Below are 13,137 nucleotides of genomic sequence, written 5' to 3'. Positions count from 1 at the left end.
ATTTCATCCTGAAAAACTTTATGACAAAATCACTTAAGCTTTTAATATTCTTTGCAATTACTCTCCAAACAGTTGATTCACCAGCACAATCATACATTGTGTTTTATAATACTGCCCAAGAGGATCTGAAAAAGGGAGACGTTCAATCTTTTAAGATGAATATGGAGAAGGCTGATTCAGCTCGTCCTAATCATCCAGTAATTATGTACAACCTGGCAAAAGGTTATATGCTGAATAGTGAGACGGAACAAGCCTTTAAAACACTCAAAGTTCTTTTACATTTTTATGCTTCTCCAGAAATATTAGATACAACAGATTTTAGCTCTTTGAAAAGCTCAGATGCATGGAAGAAGTTGAATGAAGAGGTACTTGATTATCGGAAAATAGTAAAAACGAGTAAGGTAGCTTTTGAATTCGAAGAGCCGGGCCTGCATCCTGAAGGTATAGCTTACGATCACCATACCGGCGATTTTTATTTGACGGACATCAGAGAGGGCTTGATTTATAGGTTCAAAAAAGCAGAAGGGAACCTGGAGCCCTTTATGGATTTAAAGGAATTCGGATTTTGGTCAGCCATGGGAATAATTGCCGATCCTGTTTACTCAGATGTATTATGGGTAACTACATCTGCTATGCCTCAGTTTTCAGGATATACAGAAGAAGACAAGGGTAAATCAGCAGTTTTGAAGATCAGTAAAGCAGGCAAAAAGATATTATCAAGCTATACAACTGACGGTGAACATACGTTCGGAGATATAACTACTACTGAGAAAGGAAAAATATTTATTACAGATAGCCAGAATCCTGAAGTATTTACCATTGATCGTAACGATGTATTGAACGCAGCCTTTAGACATGATGAGTGGTGGAATTTGCAGGGGCTGGCTTTGTCTGACGATGAGAGGTTTTTATATGTATCGGATTACATTACCGGAGTCTTTAGAATTGAAATTAATACAGGAGAGATTAAGCCTCTGATCAATGAAAATGAATGGCTTAGAGGAGGAGATGGAATTTATCAAAAGGGAGGGAAGCTAATTATCCTGCAGAATGGGACCATTCCTAAACGAGTAGCTAAAATAAGCCTTAATGAAAACGGACTGGGGAATTCTGAAACACTGGTATTTCCGGATCAAGCCAGAGAGGATATAAATGAGCCTACTTTAGGGACTTGGGTAAATGGAGATTTGTACTATATTGGAAACAGCCCCTGGGGGTATTATGGGGATGATAATAAACCAAAACTTGATGAATGGCCTAAGTTGAAAATTTTCAGGCTTACAAAAACCGGGCAGAATTAATGAGGTTTAATACCTTAAAAAAGAGAATCTTTATTTCCCTTATTCTTGCAATGCCTTCCTATACATTTTTGTATTTGATAAGAGGATATGATTTTGCTGATATGACTTTGTACTCACACCTGGAGTACTCGGTAGCTGTATTTCTGATTCTGATCGCATTATTCGAAATGCACACATTTAAAAGCAAGTGGCTGGAAGGAGTGTTGCCATGGAAGCAAAAAGTACCCCAAAGGTTGTGGGTTGAAATTGGGTTGACCGCAATGATTACTCCAGCCATTGTTACCCCTGTAATGGTTCTGCTCTACCAAACGCTTTGGGATATGAGTGTATGGTTTCCGGGTATGATTGAGTATAACCTCTTTGCACTTAGCTTTTCGTTGTCCATCGCTGCCTTTGTGAATGCTGATGTTATAATTAAAGACTGGAAGAAGTCATTACTGGAGAACGAGATTCTTGAAAAAGAAAATGCAAAAGCACGTCTAAGTGTGCTCCAGGCTCAAATAAGTCCTCATTTTTTGTTTAATAATTTCAATGTATTAAATGCTCTTATTGATGAAGACCCTAAATTAGCGCAGAGATATTTGGATGCTTTGAGTGACATTTACAGGTATGTGCTTAATCAAAAAAATGAAGAGCTGGTTTTGTTAAAGGATGAGATTGAGTTCATAAAGAAATACCTGTTTCTGCTTCGAATTCGGTTCAATGAAAAACTCACTTGCAGCATATCGGTAAATGGGCATGGAGATTACAGGGTGCCTTCAGCTACTTTACAGATATTGGTGGAAAATGCAGTTAAGCATAACGAAATATCATCCCGCCATCCTTTAAATATTTCGATCAAGGTTATTGATGATGAGCAGCTTGAGGTGAGAAATAATCTTCAGCCTAAAAAGAGTTCTATAAAAAGCACGGAGGTAGGTTTGAAGAATATTTCTGACCGGTATAAATATTTTACAGACAAGCCGGTTCATATTAAAAAGAATGAACTGGAGTTTGTGGTTCAGATACCTATAATTAAAATGACTGCATGATGAAGATTCTAGTTTGCGAAGATGAGGCTCCTGCAAGTAAGCAGATTTCAAAGCACATAAAAGAAGTTCAGGAAGATGCTGAAATTATAGCTGCAGTGGAAACCGGTGAGGAAGCCTTATCCGTAATACGAAAGCACGATTTAGATCTGATTTTCATGGATGTAGAGCTGGCTGATGGTCCTTGTTTTGAAACCCTGGATAAAATCGAGATTAATACTCCGATTATATTTACCACTGCTTATGATGAATATGCGCTAAAGGCATTTAAGCTGAATAGTATAGATTATCTGGTTAAGCCCATTTCACGTGATGATATAGCAAGGGGTTTTCAGAAGTATCAAAAGATGAAACAGACATTTGATGACGGGCTGGCTTTCAAATTTGCTAAAGAGATACTGCATGAGACCAATTATAAAGACCGTTTTTTAGTCAAATTGGGCAGGAAATTATTTCCATTGCACATTGATGAAATCGCCTATTTCATGGCCAGTGACAAACTCGTATGGTTGGTCACAAAAGAGAAAAAGAAGTATATAGTTAACTTCACATTAACTGAACTGGAAGAAATGCTGAATCCGGATGTCTTTTTCAGGCTGAACCGGCAGTTTATCACCCACATAAATTCAGTTAAAGATCTGGAGCCTTATTTTAAAGGGCAGGTAACGGTAAATTTAACCCCTCCGGTTGAAGATGAGATCGTCATCAGCCGGAATAAAACCCCCGAACTAAAAGATTGGCTTGGGGTATAGTTTATTTATTTCGTAAAGTTTATAAGCGTTTCCCGAATTATGCGAACACAATCCAGGAGCTGTTCTTCAGTCATAACAAGAGGCGGAGCAAAGCGAATAATATTTCCATGAGTAGGTTTGGCAAGGAGACCATTGTCTTTTAAAGAAAGGCAAAATCTCCACGCGGTATCGCTATCCGGCGAGTCGTTGATCACTACCGCATTCAGAAGTCCTTTTCCGCGAACCTTTACAAATAAGTCAAACTCATCCACAAGTTTTTGCATCTCAGCCCGGAAGAGTACTCCCAGGCTGCGGGCATTTTGAGCCAGCTTCTCATTCTGAACTACATCCAAGGCGGCAATAGCTACTTTACATGCAAGAGGGTTTCCGCCATAAGTTGATCCATGCTGGCCTGGTTTAATAACCTCCATAATATGATTATCAGCTAACACTGCAGACACCGGATATGCTCCACCCGATAATGCTTTTCCAAGGATGAGCATGTCCGGTTTGGTATAGGTTGACTGACGTTCACAATTACCCTCACATGTGCAGTCGCCGCATACAGCCAGCAGGCTTCCAGTACGGGCAATACCTGTTTGAATTTCGTCGGCTATAAAAAGGACATTGTTTTCTTTACATAGGGCTGCTGCTTTTGGTATGTAGTCATTATCCGGAACTACAACACCAGCTTCACCCTGGATTGGCTCGGCCAGCAAGCCGGCTATATTTGGCTGCTTAAGAGCTTCTTCAAGTGCTTCAATATCATTGTATGGAATCTTGATAAACCCTGGTGTGTATGGCCCGAAATTTTTTCTTGCATCCGGATCATTTGAGAAAGAAATTACTGTTGTAGTACGCCCATGAAAATTATTTTCTAAAACTATGATCTGAGCCTCTTCCTCAGGAATTCCCTTTTTTTCATACGCCCATTTCCGGCATATTTTTATAGCTGTCTCAACGCCTTCCGCACCAGTGTTCATTGGGAGCACCTTGTCAAAACCAAAATATTCAGTCACATACTTTTCATACTCACCAAGCACATTGTTATAAAACGCCCTTGAGGTCAGGCTCAATGTATTTGCCTGTTCAGTTAAGGCCTTAAGAATATCAGGGTGGCTGTGCCCTTGATTTACGGCCGAATATGCAGAAAGAAAATCATAGTATTGATTGCCTTCAGGATCCCACAGGTGAACACCCTTTCCCTTGGAAAGTACTACCGGAAGGGGATGGTAATTGTGTGCACCATATTTGTTTTCTAGCTCTATAGCTTTCTTACTGTCAATCATAACTTCTTTTATTCTGTTTTTCGGAAATTACAAAATCATAAACTGAAAGATTAGTGAGAAATCTAAAAAAACTCTTGATATCGGTAGGACATTAGTCGTATATTGTAAGCCTTCACCGCGGGGTGGAGCAGCTGGTAGCTCGTCGGGCTCATAACCCGAAGGTCACAGGTTCGAATCCTGTCCCCGCCACTACTTAAAGGCCGCTTTTAGCGGCCTTTTTTATTTCGGGTACAACATAGGTCAAACTTTTCTCTCATTTACCCACTCTCAACTCTCTCAGCTATTCCTGTGCTCATATCTGATACTTTTTATTGTCAAATATGCCCATAAATGAACAGATGTTGTCATAGGTGACAACTCAATACTCCAAAATGTTGTTAAAAATGACAACGAAACGTATATTATGTTGTTATATATGACAACGTTTGGTACTATTATGTTGTTATAAATATCAACAAGTGCTGTTTAATGCAGTGAAAAGGCACAATTATGAACTATTGGGATAAAAAGCTTATACGCAAACAGCTTGATAAGAAATTGAAGAAGCTTAAACCTCTCCTGAAAATGGCGGTGCCTTCTGGCGGATGGATAAATGCTATTCGTGAGGGATTGGGCATGACATTAGAAGAATTAGGTAGTCGAGTTGACCTTGACCGGGCACGGGTTTACAGGATTGAGCAAGCTGAAGTCAATGGTGATGTAAAACTCTCAACCTTGAAGAAAATGGCTGATGGGTTAGGGGTGAAGTTTGTCTATGGTTTTGTGCCAGAACAAGACCTTGAGAAAATAGTCCGTGAACAGGCCTTGAAAATTGCCAAAAAGCGATTGAATCGGATAGACCATTCAATGAAGTTAGAGCTTCAGGGAGTCTCTGATGAGGAGCAGGAGGAAGCTCTGAATGATCTGGTGGATAAAATTCTGGTCGAAGAACCTAAGAATTTTTGGGATTAGTAGATGTTTGATTATCCAGAAGGAGCAACTCCAATTGATGAGGATGAGAAGGAAGGACTTCTCATTCCTCATATCAGTACACGGGAAGAACTCAATGAATGGGAGCAAAGGAATATTATCGATGCCTACAGTTGGTTAGATCGTACACGGCGAAAAGATTATCTGAGTGAAGAGTTCATTCGAAAGCTTCATGAAGAGATGTTTGGTAAGGTTTGGGCTTGGGCAGGTGACTATCGCCAAACGGATAAAAATATCGGTGTAGATTGGGCGCAAATTCCAATACATTTTCGACAATTGTTGGACGATGTCCGGTACTGGATAGATCATGAAACCTATTCACCAGATGAAATTGCAACACGTTTTCATCACAGGCTTGTACAAATTCATTTATTCCCGAATGGTAACGGTCGGCATGCACGAGTAATGACAGATGTCTTACTTGAAAAAGCACTTGATCAAGGGCCATTTAGTTGGGGATCAGGGAGTTTGTTAGAAGAAGGGGATGTAAGGACAGCTTATATACAAGCTCTCAGATCTGCTGATGTGCACAACTATGAATCATTGTTAGATTTTGTAAGAAAATAAGAATTCCCAATTTTAGCTATAGATATCTTATTTTTATTTTCAAAAATATCAACAGTACTCAAATAAAAGATTCGATATGGTCGATTTTTTTATAAGCTACAACAAGCAAGACTCTTTTATGGCCCAACGCTTAAAGGGTTGGCTAGAGGAGGTGGGATATTCTTGCATGATGCAATCAGGGGACTTTGGCACTGGATCGAACTTTGTACTTAAAATGGATGAAGCTGCCAAAAAAGCCAAGCGAACGATTGCAGTTCTATCTCCGGATTATCTTGCTTCAAAATTTACACAACCGGAATGGGCAGCAGCTTTTGCGAAAGACCCAACCGGTGAGTTTCAATTTCTCATACCCATACGTGTAAGAGAATGTAGCTTAGAAGGGTTGCTCTCACAGATTGTGTATTTAGATCTAGTAGGTTTATCTGCAATGGAAATGAAGAAAAAACTCTTATCAGATATTGATGCGATTATTAATAAAAAGCGCAAACCCTCAGACCTGAAATCTTCTGAAAAAATAATGAAACAAAAACCTGACTCTTATATAAAGCAAATAGCTAAGGGAGATGGGAACATTCAAGTCGGTCGAGATTATATTCAGACGGATAAAAAAGTTATCAGAAAGGAGATAATACCATCGGAGATACATATTACTGAAGAAGATGCATTCGAGGTTAAAAGATTAGTAGGAGTTCTTTCTAAAATAAGTGAAGAAGCAGGAAAAGGTAGTTCATATGGCGAGTGGTACTCTAAGCTTTATAACACTTTCAAAGTCACTTCCTATAAGACAATACCGAAGGAAAAATATCCTGATGTTATTAAATGGCTTCGTCAACAAATCGGTATTAAAAGAAAGACATTAAGGAGACCAAATAATGAAGCTTGGAGAAAACAGACATATAAATCTATATATACTAAGGCAACTCAAATGGGGTTTTCGAATAAAGATGTTCATAAAATAGCCAATGAAAGGCTGGATTTAGCAAAACCAATTACTTCATTGAAAGATCTGAAGGAGAGGAAATTGGATGAGCTGTATAAAATTTTCCAAAGAATGTGAGAGAAGGAAATGAGTGAACTTATATCAGCTACTAAACCTGCTTTTTATGTTGTAAAAAGATCTTTTCTCTGGGTGATTTCTAAGTTTTCAAAATATCTCCAGAAAAAGTTTTTTCCACTCGATTTGGAACTGATAAGAGTTGAACTAAAGGATGTTCCAAAAATTTTTTGTCGAGGTCACGATACATATTTTAGAATCGATTTAGCTGCTAGTAATTACTCGCCTTATTACGATTATGAAATTCTGTCTATTCAAATTGAGTGCGACATTGGCAGGAAAAAATTTGTCACTATACCTAGCACTAAATTCATAAGCTTGAAATCGGGTACTTACAGTCAGGACTATTCTTTTAATAAGTACCTTGGATTTAGTGGTGAAAAAAGAGCTAAGGAGCAGTTTAATGATACTGAAGTTTGTAATGGAAGTATCGAATTGAATATGACACTAGTTACTCCATTTGGTGTCAAGAGTCATAAAGTAAGTATTTCGAATCAGTTCCATTTGGTTGATAATTAAAAAATGTGCGTATCTATAAAGTGCGCTTATGGTTATAAAGCCTCCAAATTTATCAAAGGAGGTTCAAGTCAGAGAGAATAGATTTATTTAAAGTTACCGAGGTTGAGTTGGTGTATATAACCGATAGGCGAGATTTTGATCGTCTGGTCGAAACCAATCCAGATTTAGCCCATCAAATCTTTCATAAGAATTGGCGACAGGGAATAATGGAGCAAGTAGAGTCTTTAATGTTATGTTTCTTAATAATGCCAAAGGCGTGAAAGGACTAGCTGAAAATTTCTAAGGGAATGGAAAAACCTAATTTTTAGACTGCTTGTACTTTTTTTTATAGGCATTGACTCGGTAGCGAATTCCTTCTTGATTATATCTCATACGAGCAACTTGCTTTGAGCAGTGAAAATGTTCTGCAAGTTTTTGAAGATTATATTTTTCGAAAGCAAATAAAGGGAACAGACACTCTTCTGGAATTTGTAAGCACCCTCCTAAAAATTCAGCTTCCTCTTCTTGCTCTTTATCAAACCGAGTTAATGGTAAACCAAAATAATTAACAGCACCCATTGGTTCATGTTTTAAGATGAAATGAGCTAATTCGTGCATGATACTAGCTTCAATCCTTGTTTTGGGATGTGATGAGTTAATAAAGATCGTTGGATTTCCATTAATATGAGCCCCGAGAGCCGACCACTCATCCTCTCTATGATTAAGTAAAGTATCTAAAGATTCTGAAGGTATATTTAGATTTGCAGGGTCTATAATTTGGGCTTTCATTGCCTCTGCTAAAACGTTTGGATTAAGATAGTCTTTTACTTGTAGGCCCAGTTTAAGTCTGGCCTTTTTTGATATTCGGTTTGCTCTTTTCTTGAAGCCATGTTTCATGGTACTTGGACATTTTTCCTCTTAATCTATTGTTTTTCAGCGGCTTTAACCATAGTAATTAAAGCCTCGACTAAATCAGGAGACATAGCTTGGTCGGCTCGTAAATGAAAAGCGATCAATTCCGATGTCGGTTTGCCCTGCATCTGATCTTCTATTGATTTACCACTAAAGCCTGGAACAAACTCATCAGGAGACACATCGAGCCACTGGCAGATTTTTACAAACGTATCAAGATCAGGAATTTTTCCTTTTTCAATTCTTGAAAGAGTAGAGGGACTTACATCCCCAATTTTCTTTGCGGTTTCTCTTAAGCCAATACCCCCACGCTTATCCTTAACCATAGCTGAAAATTTTTGAATATCGACATTGCTAGACATAGATGATCTCCATTGGTTCAAAAATAAAACACGTTTCACTTGCGAAACAGTTGCGAATCGTGTATTATTAACGAAACGTGTTTCACTTGTGGTAATATATCATGGTTGACACACAATTACTAAAGAAAATGTAGAGGAATTTAATGCCGGTAAATAATTCAAAATTTCAGATTGGGACTGTTATTTCAGTGCCCAAAACGTTTATAAAGCATGTTGGGATCGTTACTGGTAATTATCATTACGGCCAACCAACTGTAATATCAAATACACCCAAGTATGGAAAAGTCGTAGAACATACACTTGAAGATTTTCTTGGCGGCCAAGAGCTTTCAATTGTGTCAGTCCCAGATAATTTCATGCTAGGACAGAGAGCTGTACAAAAAGCATACAGCTTACTAGAGCGTCCATATAATTTATTTTCCTACAATTGTGAGCATCTTGTTTCAGATGCTTTTTCTCTCAAGCCACAAAGTCCACAACTTGCGGGTTGGTCAACAGCCTTCATCGTAGGAACTGGATTACTTTTAACATTAACATCAAAAAGATAGGAGCTAATACCATGGCAACTAACCCTCCAACAGGAGACGGACATCGTAAAGGTGCTGTCAGAGATAGAAGTCAAACCTACAATCCCCAAAATCAACGCTGGACTAAACGAGGTCCTGATGGAAAATTTATGGATCAGAAAGCTGACAATAAGCCTTTCAAAGGCGTACGTCGGGAAAAGTAAACTAAACAGGATAGAATAATGGCAGACCGAAGAGTCACAAAGTCCGGAAAAGATAGTGATGGTGACATCACGTCTCTATGTAATCCAGGTCAATACTGGAGTCCAAAAGGTAAATCTTCAGCTATAAATGAGATCGAGAACAATACGCACACCTATTATGTACAGGATTCGTATGGTCGACGTGCTGATATCCATGTCGTAAACGGCGTAAATGGAAAATATCTACGCACAGATCCGAATAGCTCTTGCACCGATAATTTAGATAATATTCCAGATTGCTAGTTTTCGTTATCAAGAGAGCAATTAGTTGAAGTTTTTTGGGGTCATCGAAAGATGGCCTTTTTTGTGCGTACTAATTCTATGTGATTAGAGATATAAAAACCTCCAAATCTATTAAAGGAGGTTTTATGTCAGAGAGCATAGATTTATTTAAAGTCACTGAGGTTGAGTTGGTCTATATCACCGACAGGAGAGATTTTGATCGCCCGGTCGTAACAAATCCAGATTTAGCCCATCAAATATTTCGTGAGAATTGGCGAGAAGGGACAATGGAGCTTGTAGAGTCCTTCTATGTCATGTTTCTTGATAATGCCAAAGGCGTTAAGGGATTAGCTGAAATTTCAAAAGGTGGAGCCACAGCTACAATTGTTGATCCTAAAATGATATTCGCTTACGCCATCAAATCGGCGGCCAATAGCATTTTATTGGCTCACAATCATCCGTCTGGGAACACAAAACCAAGTAGTGCCGATATCAGCCTTACAAAGCGAGTGAATGAGGGAGGAAAGATTTTAGGTATTCCAGTGGATGACCATTTAATACTAACTCCTGGTAGCTACACATCGTTGAGGAATAGGGGGCTATTTTAGAGAACATTCTCGCAAGGCTATACAAAGTGTTATTCGGTATCCCCAATCTTCCGCATTATCATTTGTGCAGACCGGGGGATTCCCCACCGAATATCAGCCTTGCATTAATGTTATAGTTTATCCTTTTGCTGATACAAAGTTGGGTATTGATGACCCGACTTTGTATTGCTAAGCTAATAAACTAAGAAGCGGATGACTCATAAATAAAGATTTCATATACCGAAATATTCAGTAGCAATAGCGGAAATAGGTAGATTGCATCTTCTATAGGTATAGTACAGATACTAATACCGGAAAATTCACCCGAATTATATTGAACCAGTGGTTCTTCGGTAAAAAGTCCAGTTAAAATACCATTGATGATTAGAAATGGAATTAGTGAGACGCCAAACGTAATGTATGTTTTAGATCGAGTATCAATTTTGCCAAATACGTAGTGCCATCCAATGGCTGAGGCACTTAGTAAACAAACAGTTGATGTATATAGCTGTGTACAATAGGCTATACCAATTAAAATAAGTATCCCATCATTTTTGATTGATGGGATCTTTTGGAAGTATTGCAAACATTCTTTGATGAACAGACAAGCGATAGGGACAGTGATAAAGAAAAAGATCTCTTCTAACGGAAGCCCAAATAAGTCTATTCCAAGATAGTACGAGTTATTAAATGTCCAAACACTCTTGTAGGATTTAATTATCCCAAAGTATAAAAATAGAACCCACTGAAACTGTCGCAAATAATAAAGATTTGTATTGCCTGTAAAAATTTACTCTTCTATCAAAAATGAATGGGGATATAGATCCAAGTACTATTCCGTGAACTATAAGGTAGAGGGAATTAGTCTCAAAAATTGAAATACTGTCAATATTATTTACCTGAGATACAATTAAGTTTGGCAGGGTATCATTTACGGCAAAATTATATGCTGAAAGCAGGAGACTTATAAGTCCGGAAGAGAAAAGTAAGACCTTTTTAAGATCCATTAATTAAATTGTTGAGTTGATCCTTTTCGATGTCTTTGAAGGGTATAATCGTCTTAGGTTTAGAATTTATATTGTTTCTTAGGTTTAATTCCCACCAGGATGTATCATGCCACTTACCTAGCTTATATCCAGCTTTCTTGAATACTCCTACATGTTCAAATCCAAAAGACTTATGTAATGCGATGCTTGCTTCATTTGGTATCGTTATAATAGCTACAGCTTTTTCGAAGTTTTGATAGGTCAAGATATTGAATAATGTTGTATAGAGAGACTTTCCAATACCTTTATTTCTATGATTAGGATGAACGTACACAGATGGTTCAACTGACCATTGATAAGCTTCTCTTGACCTGTGAATGTTAGCATAAGCATATCCTGCTACCTGAGATTCGACTACATATACAAGCCAAGGATATCTAACAATTGTGTGTTCTATTTTAAGCCTTATTTCATCAATTGAAGGAGCTTTTACAGCAAAACTTGCTGCTGTATTTTCCAGCGCAGGTTTGTAAATATCTAATATGCCCCTGGCATGTCTTGGGGTAGCTTTTTCTATATACATCATGTATCAAGAGTTTATTATTAGTTTATTTCCCTGCAGCTGGTATTTGAATTAACTAAACTTATTAACGTTTTTCATTAATCAATGTACCTATCAATATGATGGGTTCTTTAAAAGCTGTACTCTTTCTTGGTCTAAACTTGCATAATCCGGGTCCACATAAATAAACATTCTGCTAATCTGGTTACTCCTAAACTCAAATACGCTGCAGAATCTCCCAGTAGAAATATCAATATTTGGCCATGATGTGCCATCTTTTAAAGTTCCATTTTCAGTACCCTCAACTACTATTGTATTATGTTGAGATATATAATTGAAATTTTTTAGATCATGAGATATATCATTAAGATATTCGCTCATGACTGATTGAAAGTCTCTAAGTGCATCAACACCTTGATGTGTTCCAAATTTTGGAAAGAAGAAATTTACATCTTGTGTAAATAGATTTAAGTAATCCGTGTTTCCGCTATCAATTTTCCGGAAGTATTCCTGAATAGTCTGTTTTTTGGGGTCCATTATGAAACTTTCTCTAAATTTTTATCACAGAAAGAAATTTCTTCAGCCAATCTTTGTGCTTTTTGATGTGCATTTTTGATAGACTTTTGATGCCTATCATCTTTGAACTCCTGAAATTCTATACCGATATGGTAGAGGTCCTTCTTCTTATCTACACCTAGATAATGGGAACACGTGCGCAAATGTGGTATCAAATGATTTTGAGTCTCTCTTATCTCACCTTCATCAAAGCCAAACTCTCCCGAGGAAGTCAAGACAACCAATTTTTTATTCTTAAGTATAGGTTCTATAGGGAAGTCTCCTCTATTCAAGTCAAAACTGAACGTCTCACTAATTCTCGCAATTTGATCTATCCAGGCTTTTAATGCGGCTGGCATACCATAGTTGAACATTGGAGTTCCAATCACGATAATTTCTGCCCATCTAATCTCATCAATATACTTGTCAGACTTATGGAGTATTTTTCTTTGTTCATGCGAGCGTTCAGAACTATCAGTGAATGCAGAAGCAATCCAATTCAAATCAACAAATTGAGGAGGAACTTTAGAAAGGTCACGATGAACTATTTCCAAATCCGAGTCGAAATCATTTAAATGAGAAATGAATGTTTCAGAAAGATTTCTACTTAGTGATTTATCGCGTCTTGGGCTAACCTGTACATTTAAAAGATTGATCATTGTATATTAGTATTTGATTATTTTATCGAAACTTCCCATGCTTAGAAAACTATTGAAAGTGAATTCTCTTCATGCATTTGTTTAGA

Annotated in this window: 19 protein-coding genes and 1 tRNA gene; 12 read left to right on the top strand and 8 right to left on the bottom strand. The window is 37.7% G+C overall.

The features are described 5' to 3' along the window. Positions 1-98: 98 nt before the first annotated feature. Genes RIB15_RS08770 through RIB15_RS08760 form a run of 3 tightly spaced genes read left to right on the top strand, consistent with a single transcriptional unit; the run spans position 99 to position 3,081 of the window. A complete protein-coding gene (locus RIB15_RS08770) occupies positions 99-1,301 on the top strand; it encodes a hypothetical protein (RefSeq protein ID WP_350201770.1) in 1,203 nt (400 codons plus the stop codon). After that, positions 1,301-2,332 (top strand): sensor histidine kinase, encoded by a 1,032-nt coding sequence (locus RIB15_RS08765; RefSeq protein WP_350201769.1) that lies wholly within the window; start codon positions 1,301-1,303, stop codon positions 2,330-2,332. Before RIB15_RS08770 ends, RIB15_RS08765 begins: the two co-directional genes overlap by 1 nt. Beyond that, positions 2,329-3,081 carry a LytR/AlgR family response regulator transcription factor gene (locus RIB15_RS08760; protein WP_350201768.1) on the top strand — a complete coding sequence of 251 codons (753 nt, stop codon included), beginning with the start codon at positions 2,329-2,331 and terminating at the stop codon, positions 3,079-3,081. Before RIB15_RS08765 ends, RIB15_RS08760 begins: the two co-directional genes overlap by 4 nt. Positions 3,082-3,086: 5 nt before the next feature. Here RIB15_RS08760 and rocD read toward each other — a convergent pair whose 3' ends face one another. Then, entirely contained in the window at positions 3,087-4,349 is a 1,263-nt protein-coding gene (rocD, locus tag RIB15_RS08755; protein WP_350201767.1) for an ornithine--oxo-acid transaminase, read from the bottom strand. Between the two features lie 116 nt (positions 4,350-4,465). Between rocD and RIB15_RS08750 the strand changes: the two genes are divergently transcribed. The 5 genes from RIB15_RS08750 to RIB15_RS08730 all read left to right on the top strand — a co-directional run bounded on the left by RIB15_RS08750 (position 4,466) and on the right by RIB15_RS08730 (position 7,458). Then, a tRNA-Met gene (locus tag RIB15_RS08750) sits at positions 4,466-4,538 on the top strand. Positions 4,539-4,838: 300 nt separating this feature from the next. Continuing rightward, on the top strand, positions 4,839-5,300 hold the full coding sequence (locus RIB15_RS08745) for a mobile mystery protein A (protein ID WP_350201766.1): 462 nt from the start codon (positions 4,839-4,841) through the stop codon (positions 5,298-5,300). Positions 5,301-5,303: 3 nt separating this feature from the next. Further along, positions 5,304-5,885: a mobile mystery protein B gene (locus RIB15_RS08740; protein ID WP_350201765.1), complete on the top strand. Its 582-nt coding sequence runs from the start codon at positions 5,304-5,306 to the stop codon at positions 5,883-5,885. Between the two features lie 76 nt (positions 5,886-5,961). Next, the gene (locus RIB15_RS08735) at positions 5,962-6,942 is read left to right on the top strand and encodes a toll/interleukin-1 receptor domain-containing protein (RefSeq protein WP_350201764.1); all 981 of its coding nucleotides are present in this window, start codon (positions 5,962-5,964) and stop codon (positions 6,940-6,942) included. A gap of 9 nt (positions 6,943-6,951) precedes the next feature. Continuing rightward, positions 6,952-7,458: a hypothetical protein gene (locus RIB15_RS08730; protein WP_350201763.1), complete on the top strand. Its 507-nt coding sequence runs from the start codon at positions 6,952-6,954 to the stop codon at positions 7,456-7,458. Positions 7,459-7,755: 297 nt separating this feature from the next. On the opposite strand, the gene RIB15_RS08725 is transcribed toward RIB15_RS08730, so the two are convergent. After that, complete coding sequence (locus RIB15_RS08725; protein WP_350201762.1) at positions 7,756-8,334, bottom strand: ImmA/IrrE family metallo-endopeptidase; 579 nt, start codon at positions 8,332-8,334, stop codon at positions 7,756-7,758. Positions 8,335-8,360: 26 nt separating this feature from the next. Continuing rightward, positions 8,361-8,711 carry a helix-turn-helix domain-containing protein gene (locus tag RIB15_RS08720; RefSeq protein WP_350201761.1) on the bottom strand — a complete coding sequence of 117 codons (351 nt, stop codon included), beginning with the start codon at positions 8,709-8,711 and terminating at the stop codon, positions 8,361-8,363. A 143-nt stretch (positions 8,712-8,854) separates the two neighbouring features. Here RIB15_RS08720 and RIB15_RS08715 point away from each other — a divergent pair, with 143 nt between their 5' ends. The 4 genes from RIB15_RS08715 to RIB15_RS08700 all read left to right on the top strand — a co-directional run bounded on the left by RIB15_RS08715 (position 8,855) and on the right by RIB15_RS08700 (position 10,310). After that, a complete protein-coding gene (locus tag RIB15_RS08715) occupies positions 8,855-9,259 on the top strand; it encodes a lecithin retinol acyltransferase family protein (RefSeq protein ID WP_350201760.1) in 405 nt (134 codons plus the stop codon). Between the two features lie 11 nt (positions 9,260-9,270). Next, on the top strand, positions 9,271-9,441 hold the full coding sequence (locus RIB15_RS08710; RefSeq protein ID WP_350201759.1) for a hypothetical protein: 171 nt from the start codon (positions 9,271-9,273) through the stop codon (positions 9,439-9,441). An 18-nt stretch (positions 9,442-9,459) separates the two neighbouring features. Then, positions 9,460-9,723 carry a DUF3892 domain-containing protein gene (locus RIB15_RS08705; protein WP_350201758.1) on the top strand — a complete coding sequence of 88 codons (264 nt, stop codon included), beginning with the start codon at positions 9,460-9,462 and terminating at the stop codon, positions 9,721-9,723. A gap of 125 nt (positions 9,724-9,848) precedes the next feature. Beyond that, the gene (locus RIB15_RS08700; RefSeq protein WP_350201757.1) at positions 9,849-10,310 is read left to right on the top strand and encodes a JAB domain-containing protein; all 462 of its coding nucleotides are present in this window, start codon (positions 9,849-9,851) and stop codon (positions 10,308-10,310) included. A 181-nt stretch (positions 10,311-10,491) separates the two neighbouring features. Here RIB15_RS08700 and RIB15_RS08695 read toward each other — a convergent pair whose 3' ends face one another. The 5 genes from RIB15_RS08695 to RIB15_RS08675 all read right to left on the bottom strand — a co-directional run bounded on the left by RIB15_RS08695 (position 10,492) and on the right by RIB15_RS08675 (position 13,051). After that, complete coding sequence (locus RIB15_RS08695; protein WP_350201756.1) at positions 10,492-11,049, bottom strand: lycopene cyclase domain-containing protein; 558 nt, start codon at positions 11,047-11,049, stop codon at positions 10,492-10,494. Beyond that, complete coding sequence (locus RIB15_RS08690; RefSeq protein ID WP_350201755.1) at positions 11,003-11,296, bottom strand: hypothetical protein; 294 nt, start codon at positions 11,294-11,296, stop codon at positions 11,003-11,005. Before RIB15_RS08690 ends, RIB15_RS08695 begins: the two co-directional genes overlap by 47 nt. Next, on the bottom strand, positions 11,286-11,861 hold the full coding sequence (locus tag RIB15_RS08685) for a GNAT family N-acetyltransferase (protein WP_350201754.1): 576 nt from the start codon (positions 11,859-11,861) through the stop codon (positions 11,286-11,288). The genes RIB15_RS08690 and RIB15_RS08685 overlap by 11 nt, the downstream gene beginning before the upstream one ends. Before the next feature lie 90 nt (positions 11,862-11,951). Then, the gene (locus RIB15_RS08680; protein WP_350201753.1) at positions 11,952-12,374 is read right to left on the bottom strand and encodes a nuclear transport factor 2 family protein; all 423 of its coding nucleotides are present in this window, start codon (positions 12,372-12,374) and stop codon (positions 11,952-11,954) included. After that, the gene (locus RIB15_RS08675) at positions 12,374-13,051 is read right to left on the bottom strand and encodes an FMN-dependent NADH-azoreductase (RefSeq protein ID WP_350201752.1); all 678 of its coding nucleotides are present in this window, start codon (positions 13,049-13,051) and stop codon (positions 12,374-12,376) included. The genes RIB15_RS08680 and RIB15_RS08675 overlap by 1 nt, the downstream gene beginning before the upstream one ends. Positions 13,052-13,137 lie beyond the last annotated feature (86 nt).

Origin of the sequence: Gracilimonas sp., from assembly GCF_040218225.1 — a bacterium.
Lineage (GTDB): Bacteria > Bacteroidota > Rhodothermia > Balneolales > Balneolaceae > Gracilimonas.
This window is presented reverse-complemented; position numbering and strand designations above follow the sequence as displayed.